Annotated in this window: 14 protein-coding genes and 1 pseudogene; 9 read left to right on the forward strand and 6 right to left on the reverse strand. The window is 69.2% G+C overall.

Going from position 1 to position 15,112, the window contains the following annotated elements:
- Positions 1–666, forward strand: a 666-nt coding sequence (locus tag ABT116_RS12950; protein WP_502983860.1) for a glycine-rich domain-containing protein, incomplete at its 5' end; no start/stop codon positions are given.
- A 325-nt stretch (positions 667–991) separates the two neighbouring features.
- Positions 992–1,374, forward strand: a pseudogene (locus ABT116_RS12955) (cyclophilin-like fold protein).
- A 54-nt stretch (positions 1,375–1,428) separates the two neighbouring features.
- On the opposite strand, the gene hisC reads toward ABT116_RS12955, so the two are convergent.
- The gene (gene hisC / locus ABT116_RS12960) at positions 1,429–2,508 is read right to left on the reverse strand and encodes a histidinol-phosphate transaminase (RefSeq protein WP_351631760.1); all 1,080 of its coding nucleotides are present in this window, start codon (positions 2,506–2,508) and stop codon (positions 1,429–1,431) included.
- Between the two features lie 431 nt (positions 2,509–2,939).
- Between hisC and ABT116_RS12965 the strand changes: the two genes are divergently transcribed.
- From ABT116_RS12965 to ABT116_RS12975, 3 genes are all read left to right on the forward strand, one after another.
- Entirely contained in the window at positions 2,940–4,052 is a 1,113-nt protein-coding gene (locus tag ABT116_RS12965; protein WP_351631763.1) for a LacI family DNA-binding transcriptional regulator, read from the forward strand.
- 276 nt (positions 4,053–4,328) lie between these two features.
- Entirely contained in the window at positions 4,329–5,417 is a 1,089-nt protein-coding gene (locus tag ABT116_RS12970) for a metallophosphoesterase (protein ID WP_351631766.1), read from the forward strand.
- Between the two features lie 183 nt (positions 5,418–5,600).
- Positions 5,601–6,467 carry a hypothetical protein gene (locus tag ABT116_RS12975; RefSeq protein WP_351631769.1) on the forward strand — a complete coding sequence of 289 codons (867 nt, stop codon included), beginning with the start codon at positions 5,601–5,603 and terminating at the stop codon, positions 6,465–6,467.
- Positions 6,468–6,615: 148 nt separating this feature from the next.
- On the opposite strand, the gene thiC is transcribed toward ABT116_RS12975, so the two are convergent.
- Positions 6,616–8,400: a phosphomethylpyrimidine synthase ThiC gene (gene thiC, locus ABT116_RS12980; protein WP_351631772.1), complete on the reverse strand. Its 1,785-nt coding sequence runs from the start codon at positions 8,398–8,400 to the stop codon at positions 6,616–6,618.
- Between the two features lie 548 nt (positions 8,401–8,948).
- Between thiC and ABT116_RS12985 the strand changes: the two genes are divergently transcribed.
- A complete protein-coding gene (locus ABT116_RS12985; RefSeq protein ID WP_351631775.1) occupies positions 8,949–10,454 on the forward strand; it encodes a YibE/F family protein in 1,506 nt (501 codons plus the stop codon).
- Between the two features lie 127 nt (positions 10,455–10,581).
- Here ABT116_RS12985 and ABT116_RS12990 read toward each other — a convergent pair whose 3' ends face one another.
- From ABT116_RS12990 to ABT116_RS13005, 4 genes are all read right to left on the reverse strand, one after another.
- Entirely contained in the window at positions 10,582–11,016 is a 435-nt protein-coding gene (locus tag ABT116_RS12990) for an SsgA family sporulation/cell division regulator (protein ID WP_033309865.1), read from the reverse strand.
- A 98-nt stretch (positions 11,017–11,114) separates the two neighbouring features.
- Positions 11,115–11,852, reverse strand: coding sequence for an IclR family transcriptional regulator (locus ABT116_RS12995; protein ID WP_351631840.1), 738 nt, complete (start codon positions 11,850–11,852; stop codon positions 11,115–11,117).
- 317 nt (positions 11,853–12,169) lie between these two features.
- Complete coding sequence (locus ABT116_RS13000) at positions 12,170–12,382, reverse strand: DUF5326 family protein (protein WP_020271174.1); 213 nt, start codon at positions 12,380–12,382, stop codon at positions 12,170–12,172.
- 165 nt (positions 12,383–12,547) lie between these two features.
- On the reverse strand, positions 12,548–12,865 hold the full coding sequence (locus ABT116_RS13005) for a cupin domain-containing protein (protein ID WP_351631779.1): 318 nt from the start codon (positions 12,863–12,865) through the stop codon (positions 12,548–12,550).
- A gap of 60 nt (positions 12,866–12,925) precedes the next feature.
- Between ABT116_RS13005 and ABT116_RS13010 the strand changes: the two genes are divergently transcribed.
- Genes ABT116_RS13010 through ABT116_RS13020 form a run of 3 tightly spaced genes read left to right on the forward strand, consistent with a single transcriptional unit; the run spans position 12,926 to position 15,042 of the window.
- A complete protein-coding gene (locus tag ABT116_RS13010) occupies positions 12,926–13,303 on the forward strand; it encodes a phage holin family protein (RefSeq protein WP_344460579.1) in 378 nt (125 codons plus the stop codon).
- A 6-nt stretch (positions 13,304–13,309) separates the two neighbouring features.
- Positions 13,310–13,801 carry a low molecular weight protein-tyrosine-phosphatase gene (locus ABT116_RS13015; RefSeq protein ID WP_351631781.1) on the forward strand — a complete coding sequence of 164 codons (492 nt, stop codon included), beginning with the start codon at positions 13,310–13,312 and terminating at the stop codon, positions 13,799–13,801.
- Positions 13,798–15,042 carry a cystathionine gamma-lyase gene (locus ABT116_RS13020; RefSeq protein ID WP_351631784.1) on the forward strand — a complete coding sequence of 415 codons (1,245 nt, stop codon included), beginning with the start codon at positions 13,798–13,800 and terminating at the stop codon, positions 15,040–15,042. The genes ABT116_RS13015 and ABT116_RS13020 overlap by 4 nt, the downstream gene beginning before the upstream one ends.
- The last annotated feature ends 70 nt before the right edge of the window (positions 15,043–15,112 follow it).

The raw sequence follows: 15,112 nt of genomic DNA on the forward strand, positions 1-15,112 counted from the left end.
GGTTCGGGAACATCACACACCTCTGCCAGTAGCCGAATCCCCGGTCCTGGGGGCGGAGGCGGCTCGGTGATCCAACTCCTCTCTCAGCAGCGCAAGAAAGTCGATGACCACGTGGTGGTGACGATCGGGATCGGTGGACAAGGCGCCGCGCAGGCGGCGTCGGCCAACGGTTCGTTCAACCCAGGGGAGGACGGCGGGGTCACTCAGTTCGGCGACATCGCAACCGTGCCAGGTGGCGGCGGCGGAGGTCTTCTCTCAGGGAACCGCGTCGGCGGCTCGGGGTCGATCTCTCCTGGCAGTCGCGGCGGCAACGGTGGCAGTAACGGAGGCCCAGGGGAGTTGTCCGATTCGACACCGGTACGCCAAATCTCGGGCGGTGGTGGTGGCGGCTCGGGGAACCAGGCGGGCGGTGGTTCCGGCTGGAACAACCCCGGTGTTGCGGCCGGTGCAGTTGGTCGCAACGCGAACGTCGTGACGGCGTGGTGGTCCTATCTCGCGTCTGGCACCGGCGGCGGCGGCGGAACGGCGGCGAGCCCGGCCGGAAAGAACGGCGGATACCCGAGTGGCGGGGGTGGCGGTGGATACCAATCCGCGGTCGGAGCCGCAGGCGGTTCCGGCGCAGACGGACGGATCGTCGTCGTCGAATACTTGAAGGAGACAGCGTGAACACAGCGACACCAGTTATTGATTGCGGCGGATTCGCCGGTCCTGCAAGAGCATTCCGTGTGACGCCGCCACTTCGTGATCCCTCGAACGGCCGAACCTTCGACCATGTGATCGTTTGTTTCACCGAGTTCGGTGGCCCACGTATTGAGGTCTTTGGAGGAACCGAGCACGGTACCGCGCTCCTGATGAATCCGCTTCCGGGTTCTTGCATCCTTCAACATGCCCAAAGCCAGGTCCACGTCGCCGCTCCTTACACCGCTTGTGAAAGCGTTCACATTCACAAGCCATTATGCAGCACGGACTTTCGAGCGCCTCGAGGGGGTCCCTGTCTCCCTGGTCACAGTCAAGCCCTTGGCCCGCGAGTCATCTCACCGCCTCGCTCGACGACACCCGACCAGTCAGGCTCTCGCCAAGGCGCTGCCCCTCGTCTCCACGGCTCGCACCTGGGGCGCGGAGGTGTACTTCGACACAGGGGTGTCGGTTTCACGTGAAACAGGCGCCCGAGAGGTCGTCGAACCGGGCGCCGTCGTCTTCTGGACCGACGGCGATGCCCTCGCTCTCCCCTACGGACCCACTCCGATCTCGCGGGGCGATGAATGCCGTCTCGCCGGCCCGTGCAATGTCCTGGGCCGCTTCAACGGCGACCCCGGGCTGCTCGCGATCGTGCGGGACGGAGACCCCGTCCGCGTGGAACTCCTGGACGCCTGACCAGGCTCGGCGCGGAGAGTCACCCCTCCTTGCCCCCTGGCGGGCACACAAGCCCTACTGCTCCTTGCGGAACCCCTCCGACACCTTCAGGAAGATGTCGTTCGCCTCGGCCTCTCCGACCGTGACCCGCACACCCTCGCCCGGGAACGGCCGGATCACCACACCCGCCTGCTCGCAGGCCTGCGCGAACGCGACCGTGCGCTCCCCCAGCCGCAGCCACACGAAGTTGGCCTGGGTCTCGGGCACCGTCCAGCCCTGCGAGCGCAGACCGTCGACCACGCGCGTGCGCTCACACACCAGCGAGCCGACCCGGCCGAACAGCGCGTCCTCGGCCCGCAGTGAGGCGATCGCCGCCTCCTGCGCGAGCTGGCTCACGCCGAACGGCACCGCCGTCTTGCGCAGCGCCGCGGCCACCGGCTCATGGGCGATGGCGAAACCGACGCGCAGCCCGGCGAGACCGTACGCCTTGGAGAAGGTCCGCAGGACACAGACGTTGGGCCGGTTCCGGTAGAGCTCGACGCCGTCCGGCACCTCGGGGTCGCGGATGAACTCGCGGTACGCCTCGTCGAGGACCACCAGCACATCGCGCGGGACCCGGTCGAGGAAGCGCTCCAGCTCCGCTCGCCGCACCACCGTGCCGGTCGGGTTGTTGGGGTTGCAGACGAAGATCAGCCGGGTCCGATCGGTGATCGCGTCGGCCATCGCATCGAGGTCGTGCACATCCCCGGGCGTCAGCGGCACCTGGACCGACGTCGCGCCGCTGATCTGCGTGATGATCGGGTACGCCTCGAAAGAGCGCCAGGCGTAGATCACCTCGTCACCGGGGCCTGAGGTCGCCTGGATCAGCTGCTGGGCGACACCGACCGAGCCCGTGCCGGTGGCCAGGTGGGAGAGAGGCACCCCGAACCGCTCGGACAGCTCGTTCATCAGCGCCGTACAGGCCATGTCCGGGTAGCGGTTGAAGTTGCAGGCCGCCGCCGTCACGGACTCCATCACGCCCGGCAGCGGCGGATACGGGTTCTCGTTGGAGGACAGCTTGTAGGCCACCGGACCACCTGCCGCGGCGGGCTTGCCCGGCTTGTAGGTGGGGATCCCCTCCAGCTCGGCGCGCAGCTTGGGGCTCGTCTCGCTCACCGCAGTCCTCCTCGTGAAGACCGGCGGCCCATGACCGCCGCCGACATCCAATACTCCTCACCTTATGAGGATTCGGCGCCGCTGCGTATAGCCACGACCGAGCGGCCGGCCCCGTGCTCCCCCGTCTCACAGGCATCTGGGGCATCACCGCACCAAGGCGTACGAATCCGGGGGCGCGCCGCACATATATCTATGCGCCGGTGGTGCACGCCGTGGCGCGCATCCCTCGTGCAGGTGAGTTGAGACCTCTTCGCAACCTCGGCCCGTTGGCAGGCCCGTACGCGCCGACACAACACGTACTGGCAAGAAAGCGCTCAACACCCATGGCTTCCAAGGCAATTGAGGCTAAATGATCATGCAGAAACGTGCCTGTCAACGCGTGCATATGCGTCCGCACTACCCCACGTCATGAGCCCTACTATCGGCTCGCCATGACAGCAGCAGGGAAGCACCAGGTGAGCCGCGCGGAAACCTCACGACGAGGCAGTCGGCCGGGTCGGGCCGGCATCAGAGATGTGGCCGCCGCCGCCGGAGTCTCCATCACGACCGTCTCCGACGCCCTCAACGGCAAGGGACGGCTCCCGGACGCCACCCGGCGCCATGTCCGGGAAGTCGCCGACCGCCTGGGCTATCGGCCCTCGGCCGCCGCCCGGACCCTCCGTACCGGCAAGTCGGGCCTCATCGGCCTGACCGTGACCACGTACGGGGATGAACCTTTCACCTTCACGGAGTTCGCGTACTTCGCCGAGATGGCGCGGGCCGCCACCTCCGCCGCGCTCGCCCGTGGCTACGCCCTCGTCATCCTGCCCGCGACCTCCCGACACGACGTGTGGTCGAACGTCGCCCTGGACGGCACGGTCGTCATCGACCCCTCCGACCAGGACCCGGTCGTCAGCGAACTGGTCCGGCAGGGTCTGCCGGTGGTCTCCGACGGCCGCCCGGCCGGTGCGCTGCCGGTCACGGCCTGGGTCGACAACGACCACGAGGCCGCCGTCCTCGGCATCCTCGACCACCTGGCCGACGCCGGCGCCCGCCGCATCGGCCTGCTGACCGGCACGACGACGGACACCTACACCCATCTGTCGACCACCGCTTACCTGCGCTGGTGCGAGCGCGTCGGCCAGGATCCGGTGTACGAGGCCTACCCGGCGCACGATCCGTGCGCCGGCGCCGTCGCCGCCGACCGGCTCCTCGCCCGGCCCGACCGGCCCGACGCGGTCTACGGACTGTTCGACCCGAACGGCACCGACCTGCTCGCCGCCGCCCGCCGCTACGGCTTGCGCGTCCCCGACGACCTGCTGCTGGTCTGCTGCAGCGAGTCCACGGTGTACGCCAACACCGAGCCGCCCATCACCACGCTCTCCCTGAAACCGCGCCGCATCGGCACCGCGGTGGTACAGCTCCTCATCGACGCCATCGAGGGAGTGGACTCCGACCGCCCGGTGGAACAGGTGATACCGACGGAGCTGATCGTGCGCACCTCGTCCCAGCGACGCCCTCCGCGCACGACGGTCAGCCCTCCGCGATCACACGAGGACACGTAGGTCCCGCACAGATAAGAGGAAGAACGCCCTCCGGGGGAGAAACAGGGCCGGTCCCCCGGAGAGAAGGGATCGTTCTCGCGAAGAGAAGAAGAGCGTGGGCGGTCACACGGTGGTCAAACCCCGGCCCAATCGGGGCGAAAGCCGCGGTGAACTGGACTCTTGCTCTGATTCACCACCCCTGGGTCATCACATGGCGCGATCCGCATTCCTATGATGGGCCCACGACACCCGCGGGCCGCTACGACCAGGCAGTCCGATGCGGTGCAATGCGGCGCGATGGTGGAGGGGTCGATGACTCAGGGGGCCGGTCAGGGACCCGAGGTGGAGCGGACGGCGACGTTGCGCGACTTCCGGGTGCCCGCGTACGTCCACGAGGCCGGTCCGTACGTCCACAGCGTCCACCCCGGTGACGTCGCCCCGCCGCCCGAGGAGACCTACCCCGAGGGATACACGCCGACCCAGCGCGACCTTCCCGTCGTCAACCGGGGTGACACTGTTCAGGTGACCGTGGATCCCGAGACCGCCGCCCCGCAGTCCACCACCGGGCAGGGCCCGCTGTACGTCGTGGGTGACGTGCACGGCTACCTCGACCAGCTGGTGTCGGCCCTCCAGGAGAAGGGCCTGCTCGACGCCGCCGGCAGCTGGTGCGCGGGCACCGCCCGGCTGTGGTTCCTCGGCGACTTCACCGACCGCGGCCCGGACGGCATCGGCGTCATCGACCTGGTGATGCGACTGTCCGCCGAGGCCGCCGCGGCCGGCGGCTACTGCAAGGCGCTCATGGGCAACCACGAACTGCTGCTGCTGGGTGCCAAGCGGTTCGGCGACACGCCCGTCAACTCCGGCGCGGGCACCGCCACCTTCCAGGCGGCCTGGTTGCTCAACGGCGGCCAGAAGACCGACATGGACCGCCTCCAGGACCACCACCTGCAGTGGATGTCCCGCTTGGACGCCGTCGAGGAGGTCGACGGCCACCTGCTCGTCCACTCCGACACCACCGCCTATCTCGACTACGGCCGCTCCATCGAAGAGGTCAACGACACCGTCCGCGAGACGATCACCCGTAACGACGCGGACGAGGTCTGGGACCTGTTCCGCAAGTTCACCAAGCGGTTCTCCTTCCGCGACGAGGGCGGCGCGGACGCCGTGCGCTCCCTGCTCGATACGTACGGGGGCACCCGCATCGTTCACGGGCACAGCCCGATCCCCTATCTGCTGGGCGAGGTCGGCTCCGAGGACGACGAGGACAACCGCGACCCCGTGATCGAGGGACCGCACGTCTACGCTGACGGACTCGCCATCGCGATGGACGGCGGCGTGACCATGGCCGGAAAGCTGCTGGTCCAGCAACTGCCCCTGGATACGTGAACGTTCACCGGGCAGGCGTTCCCGGTCGGAGGACCGGGCCGGTGACGGGTCAATTTCGGTAAACCCCCTGTCACCGCATACCGTCACCGCTCTACCATCGGCTTATCCGTAGCAGGCTCCCCTCCGTTTCTGCCCGACGGCTCGTCAGCATGCCGAGCCCCAAGCCCTACGGAGCATCGGGGGATGCACATGAACAGCGTTCCGCAGCACCTGCTGAGCGAGGACCGCCAGGAATACGAGCGGATCCTCGATGAGGCGCTGCGCTCCGCACCACACCGTCCGGAACTGGCCGCTGTCGGACAGCGGCTCAACCCCGAACAGCTGCGCACCATGGCGCTGAGCGCCACCGCGCTCATCACGGCGGCCGCCTCGACCGAGTACCAGCACTACGTCAAGGTCCGCGACGAGCTGCGTCAGCCGGCATCGGCCGGCTCACCGGCCGTGCGCGGGTCCAACTCCTCCGAGCCGGGCACGGGTGCGTCGGGGCTCGCCGCCACCGTGGGAGGGGTCGCCGAGACCACCGGCGCGGGCGCCGTCGCCGTCGTCGCCGTCCTCGCCCCCGTCCTGGCCGGTACCGCCGCGGCGATCTTCCTGCTCGTCGGCTACATCCTGCGGATGCTCGACCCCGAGCAGGGGTTCGCCCGGACCATGCTCACCACGGGCTGGGTGTTCGGTGCCGTGACCGCGGTCGCGATCCTCGTCGCCGGGGTGGGGCTGCTGCTCACCGCTCTGCGCAACAAGCCCACGGCCGACGGCGGGCCGTACGGCGAACTGCAGGCCGAGGTGGCCCAGGCCAAGGAGGCCTGGCACGAGGCCCTGCTGCAACGCGGCATCCTGCCGTTCCTGCGGGAGGCACTCGCCGACCCCGGCGCGGCCGCCGCGCTGCACCACACGCCCTCGCCCACTCCGGTCAGCCGCATGCCGCACCTCGGCTACGACCGCCCGGGGTTCACCAGCCCGGACGACGGCGACCGCGGCTCGCGCCCCAGCTTCAGCAGCCCGGACTACAGCAGCCCGGACTTCGGAGGACCGGAGCACCGGCCCGAGTAACCGTCGGAGCCCGTCCGGGCGCCCCGCCCTCCACGGGAGGCGAGACTCCGGGCGGCTCCCCGCACGGCATCTCCCACAGGCCGGGGCCCGTCGGCCCCGGGCCTGTGCGTGGCGCGGGGCCCGTGGGCCCCGGGCCTGTACGTGGCGGTCAGTCCGCGATGGGCAGGTACACGCGGTTCCCGCTCGCCGCGAACTCCTTCGACTTCAGGGCCATGCCCTCCTCGACCTCGGTCCGTGTGCCGCCGTGTTCGCGGCGGATGTCCTGCGAGATCTTCATGCTGCAGAACTTGGGACCGCACATCGAGCAGAAGTGGGCCGTCTTGGCGGGCTCCGCGGGCAGGGTCTCGTCGTGGAACTCCCGTGCCGTGTCCGGGTCGAGGGCCAGGTTGAACTGGTCCTCCCACCGGAACTCGAAACGAGCGTCCGACAGCGCGTCGTCCCACTCCTGCGCGCCCGGGTGTCCCTTGGCGAGGTCGGCTGCGTGGGCGGCGATCTTGTAGGTGATGACGCCGGTCTTGACGTCGTCGCGGTTCGGCAGGCCCAAGTGCTCCTTGGGAGTGACGTAACAGAGCATCGCCGTGCCCCACCAGGCGATCATCGCGGCACCGATGCCGGAGGTGATGTGGTCGTACGCGGGGGCGACGTCCGTGGTCAGCGGGCCGAGCGTATAGAACGGAGCTTCATCGCAGATCTCCTGCTGAAGGTCGATGTTCTCCTTGATCTTGTGCATCGGGACGTGGCCCGGGCCCTCGATCATGGTCTGAACGTTGAAACGCTTCGCGATCCGGTTGAGTTCCCCGAGCGTGCGCAACTCCGCGAACTGCGCCTCGTCGTTGGCGTCCGCGATCGAACCGGGCCTGAGGCCGTCCCCGAGCGAGTACGTGACGTCGTATGCGGCGAGGATCTCGCAGAGCTCCTCGAAGTTCTCGTACAGGAACGACTCCTTGTGGTGCGCGAGGCACCAGGCCGCCATGATCGAGCCGCCCCGGGAGACGATGCCGGTCTTGCGGTTCGCCGTGAGCGGCACGTACGGCAAGCGCACACCCGCGTGGACCGTCATGTAGTCCACGCCCTGCTCGGCCTGTTCGATGACCGTGTCCTTGTAGATCTCCCAGGTCAGCTCCTCGGCCCGGCCGTCGACCTTCTCGAGGGCCTGGTAGAGCGGCACGGTGCCGATGGGTACGGGGGAGTTGCGCAGCACCCACTCACGCGTGGTGTGGATGTTGCGGCCGGTGGACAGGTCCATGACCGTGTCGGCGCCCCAGCGGGTCGCCCAGGTCATCTTCTCGACCTCCTCCTCGATGGAGGAGGTCACCGCCGAGTTGCCGATGTTGGCGTTGACCTTCACCAGGAATCGCTTGCCGATGATCATCGGCTCGATCTCCGGGTGGTTGACGTTGGCCGGCAGCACGGCCCGGCCTGCGGCGATCTCGTCGCGGACCACCTCGGGCGAAACGTTCTCCCGGATGGCCACGTACTCCATCTCGGGCGTGATCTCGCCGCGGCGGGCGTACGCGAGCTGCGTGACCGCCTTGCCGTCCCTGCCGCGACGCGGCTGACGGGGCCGGCCGGGGAAGACCGCGTCCAGGTTGCGGAGACCGCCACGGGGCGAGGTGTGCTTGATGCCGTCGTCCTCGGGACGGACGGGGCGGCCCGCGTACTCCTCGGTGTCGCCGCGCGCGATGATCCAGTTCTCGCGCAGCGGCGACAAACCCCTGCGGACGTCGGTGTCGACGAGTGGATCGGTGTAGGGGCCCGACGTGTCGTACAGCGTGACCGACTGGCCGTTGGTGAGGTGCACCTGGCGAACCGGCACGCGCAGGTCGGGGCGGGTGCCCTCGATGTACGCCTTGTGCCAGCCGATGGACTTCCCGACCTCCTGGGACTTCTCGTCCTGAACGGAGGCAGGCGTGCGTGCGTCCTTGTTGGTCATGAGACCTACTCCCTACGCCGGCATTACCCGGTAACAGGTTCGGCGGTCGACGCAGCGGTTTCCGTCCGGCGATGTTTCGTGTGAAACATCACTCGACTCCGGCGATGTTTCATGTGAAACATCGCCGGGACGGAGGTCAGCGCCCTCTCAGCCCGGTGCTCCGAGCTCCCGCGTGTACAAAAGGTGCCCCCACGCTAGCGGCAATTCTGGCGCGGTGAACAGAGGGCCCCCCTCGTTCTTGCGATGATCGGGCGGTGACCACGACGCAGCGTCCCTCCTTCCCACCGCCCGAGCCGCGCCGCGGATCCGGCGCCGGAAACGGCAACGGCCGTGGTGACGACCACGATTTCGCCGCCGGGGCCGGGCATGGACCGGCCAGGCAACAGGGACCGGCCAGAGCACAAAGGCCGGCCAGAGGGCAGAGCCCTGAGCTCGGGTACGGGCAGGACGAGGGGTTCGGCCCAGGGGACCGGGGTGAGTACGGGCCTGGTTCCGGCGGCGGCCGGGGCGCCGGTTCTCCGGCCGGTCATGCCGGCCACAGTGGCCCCATGGGTGGGCAGGGCCCCGGACATGGCACCGGTGGTGGGTACGGATCGGGGCCCACCGGAGGCGGCGGTCACTGGCACGGCGGAGGAAACGGGCACGGCGGAGGCAACGGACAGGGCCACGGTCACGGTGGAGACGACGGGCACGGCCCCGGCCAGGGCGGTGGCGACGGACATGGCCATGGCCATGGCCCAGGTTCCGGCTCGGGTGGCGGGCACGGACATTCCCACAGTCACGGTCCGGCCACACCCGTCTCCCTGCATCTGCGCAAGGTCATCGCGGCGATCCTGATCCCGTTCGCCGCTGCCGTACTGGTCGGTCTCGCCGTGCTGTGGCCGGGCGGCGCTCCGGCGCACGAGCGCACGGGCGTCGGTTTCGACCGGCAGACGCAGGACGCCACCGTCACCAAGGTGGTCGAGGTGAGCTGCAAGGAAGCCGGTGCTTCGGGCGTGCCGCCGACCGGTGACACCTCCACCGCCGAGGGCTCCTCCGCGGTGCAGCAGGAGAAGGGCACCTGCAAGCGGGCGACGATCAGGGTCGACAGCGGCGACGACAAGGGACGAACGTTCACCGAGATCGTCCAGCCCGACCAGTCCCGCCAGCTGCACGAGGGCCAGGAGGTCGTGGTCGCCTACGAGCCCTCCGCACCGAAGGACCTGCAGTACTCGGTCACCGACATCAACCGCCGTCTGCCCATGGCTCTGCTCGCGGGCATCTTCGCCCTGGCCGTGGTGGTCGTCGGGCGGATGCGGGGTGTCATGGCGCTGGTCGCCCTGGCCATCAGCTTCATGGTGCTGAACTTCTTCATCCTGCCCGCGATCCTGCAGGGCTCCAACCCGCTGGTCGTGGCGGTGGTCGGCGCCAGCGCCATCATGCTCATCGCCCTGTACCTGTGTCACGGCCTGTCCGCCCGGACATCCGTGGCGGTGCTCGGCACCCTCATCTCACTACTGCTGATCGGCATTCTCGGCTCGGTGTTCATCGACTGGGCCGCCCTGACCGGGAACACCGACGACAACACCGGCTTGATCCACGGCCTCTACCCGACGATCGACATGAGCGGTCTGCTGCTGGCCGGTGTCATCATCGGCTCGCTCGGCGTACTCGACGACGTCACGGTCACGCAGACCTCGGCGGTGTGGGAGCTGCACGAGGCCAACCCGTCGATGGGCTGGCGGGGGCTCTACCGCGCGGGCATCCGGATCGGCCGCGACCACATCGCCTCGGTCGTCAACACGCTCGTCCTCGCCTACGCGGGTGCCGCGCTGCCGCTGTTGCTGCTGTTCTCCATCGCACAGAGCAGTGTGGGGACGGTCGCCAACAGCGAGCTGGTCGCGGAGGAGATCGTGCGCACGCTGGTCGGTTCGATCGGCCTGGTCGCCTCGGTGCCGGTCACCACCGCCCTGGCGGCGCTGGTGGTCTCAGCCGATCGCTCCGGCGCGGAACCCGCCCCGGAGGCCTCCGCGGTCCCGGCGCGCGGGGGGAGGGGCAGGCGCCGCAAGCGCTGACGCCTGAGAGCCCGAGGCGTACTGCACGGCTGCAGGAAGATCGTAGGACGATCGCAGGAAGAAGCGTTCCTGCACAGCTCGGCGGCGCCCGGTGAAGCGTTACTCCACCGTGCCGCCGGGCCATGTCTCAGCCGGCGCCCTGCTCGGCGAGGATGCGGTCCAGGGCCTCGTCGAGGTGCGCGTCGAAGTCGGCGAGCGAGCCTTCCTGGCCCAGCGGCACCAGCTTGTCCGTACGGTCGAGGAAAGCGACGAGCGGTGCCGTCGACGAACGGAACAACGCCTGGTCGCTGCCCACCTGAAGCCGGATCAACACCTCGCCCAACGCGTCGGGTTCGACGGGTGTGACGCGCACATCGCCCTCCCCGCACGGCCGGCCGACCCCGTCGATCAGCAACTCCCGCCCGAAAGCCCACGTCACGGGGGCATCACCGGGCAAGTGGAACGTCAGCCGGACGGCATAGGGATCACTGGACTCATAGCGCAGCTCCACCGGGATGCGGAAGGAGAGCTCCTCGGACACGAGGAAGCTCATCATGACCTCTGCTTGTACGGACTCGCGCATCGATAACCCCGTCAATCGCCGCTACTGGCCGGGAACGAACCTCTGACACTTGGTGGAATCTTGCTGAACGTACACAGCAGATCACAAGGAGTGAGTTTTCACATACTGATAGAGAGCGCGAGTGAGCCGAGCAGCCGCCCCATCTCGGCCTGCAATTGCCGGGCCGCGGGCAGCAACCGGTCGGCCTGGTGTGCGGGGAGTGAAATGGCCATCGTCGCTGCCGTGGTGCCGAGGGTGAGGGGGATCGCGGCGCAGACCGCGCCCAGGGCGTACTCCTGGCGCTCGGTCACCGGCTCCATCCGCCGGATCCGCTCCAGGCGCCTGAGCAGGCTGTGGTTGTCGCGCACCGTGTAGGGCGTGAGGGGCTGCACCGGATAGCGGTCGAGGTGGTCACGGCGTGATTCCTCGTCCAGTTGGGACAGCAGGCACTGCCCGACGGCGTGCGCGTGCCCGGTCTCGCGGAAATCGGCCCATTCCTCGACCGCCGGGTTGACGGGGGTGTCGGAGACGCACATGACCTCGATCTCGCCCTCGCGGTAGACCGCGTAGTACACGGGCACGCCCAGGGCGTCCCGCCAGTGTGCGAGGGCGTCGACGATCGTGCTGCGACGTTTCTGCCGCGCCCCGCTGCTGCTCAGCCGCTCGGCCGCGTCACCGAGGAAGAACAGGCCCTTGTCCCGGCGCAGATAGCCCTCGTGCACGAGCGTGCGCAGCAGGTGGTACGTCGTGGGCAACGCCAGCCCGGTCTCACGGGCCAGTTGCTTGGCCGGGGCGCCGTACTCGTGCGCGGCGACGGTCTCCAGCAGGCGCATCGCACGCTGCACCGATCCGATCAGGGTCGGCGCAGGCGGTGCGGCGTTGGAGGGCGGTGACCCGGAGGGCACTGCCGAGCGGGGTTGCGCGGGGACCGTGCCGAGGTGGACGGGTGCGGTGTCAGCCGGGACCAAGGGGCTCTCCCGAAGCGCGAGGGGGCAGACCCGTGCGGGGAACACGGGTGGGGGTGAATGCCGCTCGCGGGGAAGTCCCCGCGTCGAGTTCCGGACTCTATTCGCCTGCCACCGCATGCAGACGGCCCCGCGGGGAAACTTCCCCCGCCCGAGGGAACCGGTGATTCCAGGCGTTTCCCGCTACCCCCACCGGTTTCCCACCGGTCTCACCAGTCGCTGCGCGACGAGGAGCTCGACGTGAACTTGCGTACGACGTAGATCAGTCCGCCGACCAGGGCCACGAAGACCAGCACCTTGAAGAGCAGTCCGATGACGAAGCCGACCACACTGGCGATCAGCCCGCCGAACACGACCAGGGCGATGACCGGCACCGCGATCCACTTCACCCACCACGGCAGTCCCGTGAAGATCTCTCGCATCGCCCTCGTCCTTACCTCTCCGCCCGTTCGAGTGCCGGGTCCTGTCGGTCCTGTCGGATCTCTGATGTCCTGCACTCGATGCTAGGTCCGGGAGGGGGTCGAACGGGTGCCTCGCATCCCTTGTCCTCCCCTGACCGATCCCCTAGGGAACCCCGAGACGCTGCGTCACCTCTCGGGCGGAGAGAAGACCACCAGCACCCTCAGGTCCTCGGTGATGTGGTGGAACTTGTGAGCGACGCCCGCCGGCACGTAGATCACGCTGCCGCGCGCCACCTGGGTCGTCTCCATGCCGACGGTGATCGCGGCCCGGCCGCTCACAACGAAGTAGACCTCGTCCTGATTGTGCGGCTTCTGTGGATCCTGTTCGCCCGCGTCGAGGGCGTACAAGCCGACCGACATGTTCTGCTCCCGCAGAAACTGCAGGTAGGCGCCCTCGTTGGCGGCGCGCTCCGCCTCCAGTTCGTCCAGCCGGAATGCTTTCATCGCCTTGTCCGCCCCTGCCTCTTGTGCCCGTGTCCGATCAGGTCTGCCACGATCAGACACATGAAGAATTTCCTAGTCAAGACGATCGCGAACGCGGGCGCCCTGGCGGTCGCCGTATGGCTGCTCGACAAGATCACCCTGACCGGTGACAGCACGGGCAAGGAGTTCGCCACCCTGATCATCGTGGCGCTGCTCTTCGGCCTGGTGAACTTCCTGGTCAAGCCGGTGGTCAAGCTCCTCAGCCTGCCGTTGCTGATACTGACCCTCGGCCTGTTCACGCTGGTCGTCAACGCGTTGATGCTGCTGCTCACCTCGTGGCTGGCGGACAAGCTCGACCTGAGCTTCCACGTGGACGGCTTCTGGACGGCTGTAGTGGGCGGCCTGATCATCTCGGTCGTCTCCTGGGCGCTGCACGTCATCCTGCCCGACGGGGACTGAGCGGACATGACGTACCGGGTCTGCTTCGTCTGCACGGGCAACATCTGCCGCTCGCCGATGGCCGAGATCGTGTTCCGCGCGCGGGTGGCCGAGGCCGGTCTCGGCGAGCTGGTGGAGGTCGACAGCGCCGGTACGGGCGGCTGGCACGAGGGCGACGGCGCCGACCCGCGCACCGTGGCCGTCCTGGAGGACAACGGATACCCGGGCGGCCACACGGCCCGGCAGTTCCAGTCGTCGTGGTTCTCCCGCCTCGACCTCGTGATCGCCCTCGACTCCGGCCATCTCGGGGCCCTGCGCCGCCTCGCGCCCACGGAGCAGGACGCGGGGAAGGTACGGCTGCTCCGCTCGTACGATCCCGCCGCCGGCGACGACCTCGACGTACCGGACCCCTACTACGGGGGAATGGACGGCTTCGAGGAGTGCCTTGAGATGGTGGAGGCGGCGAGCACCGGTCTGCTCGCCGCAGTGCGCGAGGACGTGGAGGGACAGGCGGCATGAGTGATTCCGCGACGGGTGCCGGAGGTGGCGGGGCACATTCCGCAGGTGACGTCGCCGGTGCCGCAGGTGACGTGGCCAGTGCCGCGGGCGAGGTGACGGGCACTGCGGGGCTGGCCGCGGGCGCCGGTGACGGCACGCGTGCGGTGCGCGCGGGGCTGCCCGAGCCGGTCAAGCACGAGCCCACCCTGCCCGGCCCGGTGTTCGCGGCCCACTTCCATCTCCCGGGCGACCCGACGGGTCCCTACACGTACGGCCGCGACGAGAACCCGACGTGGACGCTGCTGGAACGCGCCGTCGGCGAGCTGGAGGCGCCCGGCCGGGACGACGCGGAGACCCTCGTCTTCGCCTCGGGCATGGCGGCGATCTCGGCGGTGCTCTTCTCCCAGCTGCGCACCGGCGACGTGTGTGTCCTGCCCGACGACGGTTACCAGGCGCTGCCGCTGGTCCGCGCCCAGCTGGAGGCCTACGGCATCGAGGTGCGCACGGCGCCCACCGGCGGGGACGCCCAGCTCGACGTCCTCGACGGTGCGAGGCTGCTGTGGATCGAGACCCCGTCCAATCCCGGGCTCGACGTCTGTGACATCAGGCGGCTCGCCGAGGCGGCACACGCGCGCGGTGCCCTGGTGGCCGTCGACAACACCCTCGCGACCCCGCTCGGCCAGCGTCCGCTGGAGCTCGGCGCCGACTTCGCGGTGGCCAGCGGCACCAAGCAGCTCACCGGCCACGGCGATGTCCTCCTCGGCTATGTGGTCGGCCGGGACGCCGAGGCCATGGCTGCCGTGCGCCGCTGGCGCAAGATCGTCGGTGCGATTCCCGGGCCCATGGAAGCCTGGCTCGCACACCGTTCGATCGCGACGCTCCAGCTGCGGGTCGACCGGCAGAGCGCCACGGCCCTGGCGGTCGCGAAGGCGCTGCGCGAGCGGCCCGAGGTGGCAGGACTGCGCTATCCCGGACTGCCCGACGACCCTTCCCACGAGATCGCCGGGCGGCAGATGCGGCGCTTCGGCTGCGTCGTGTCGTTCACGCTGCCCACCCGCGCGCGTGCCGACCGGTTCCTCGACGCGCTGCGCCTTGTGGACGACGCGACGAGCTTCGGCGGTGTGCGGTCCACCGCCGAACGGCGGGGCCGCTGGGGCGGGGACGCGGTGCCGGAGGGCTTCATCCGGCTGTCGGTAGGCGCCGAGGATCCCGAGGACCTGGTGGCGGATGTGCTGCGTGCGTTGGACGAGTCGGCCGACTGACCACCCCCACGGACGGTCCGAGCCTCCCCCCTCGTGGCTCGGACCGCCCTCCGGTTCCGCGCGCGAGAAC

Source organism: Streptomyces sp. NPDC002130 (genome assembly GCF_040296465.1).
GTDB lineage: Bacteria > Actinomycetota > Actinomycetes > Streptomycetales > Streptomycetaceae > Streptomyces.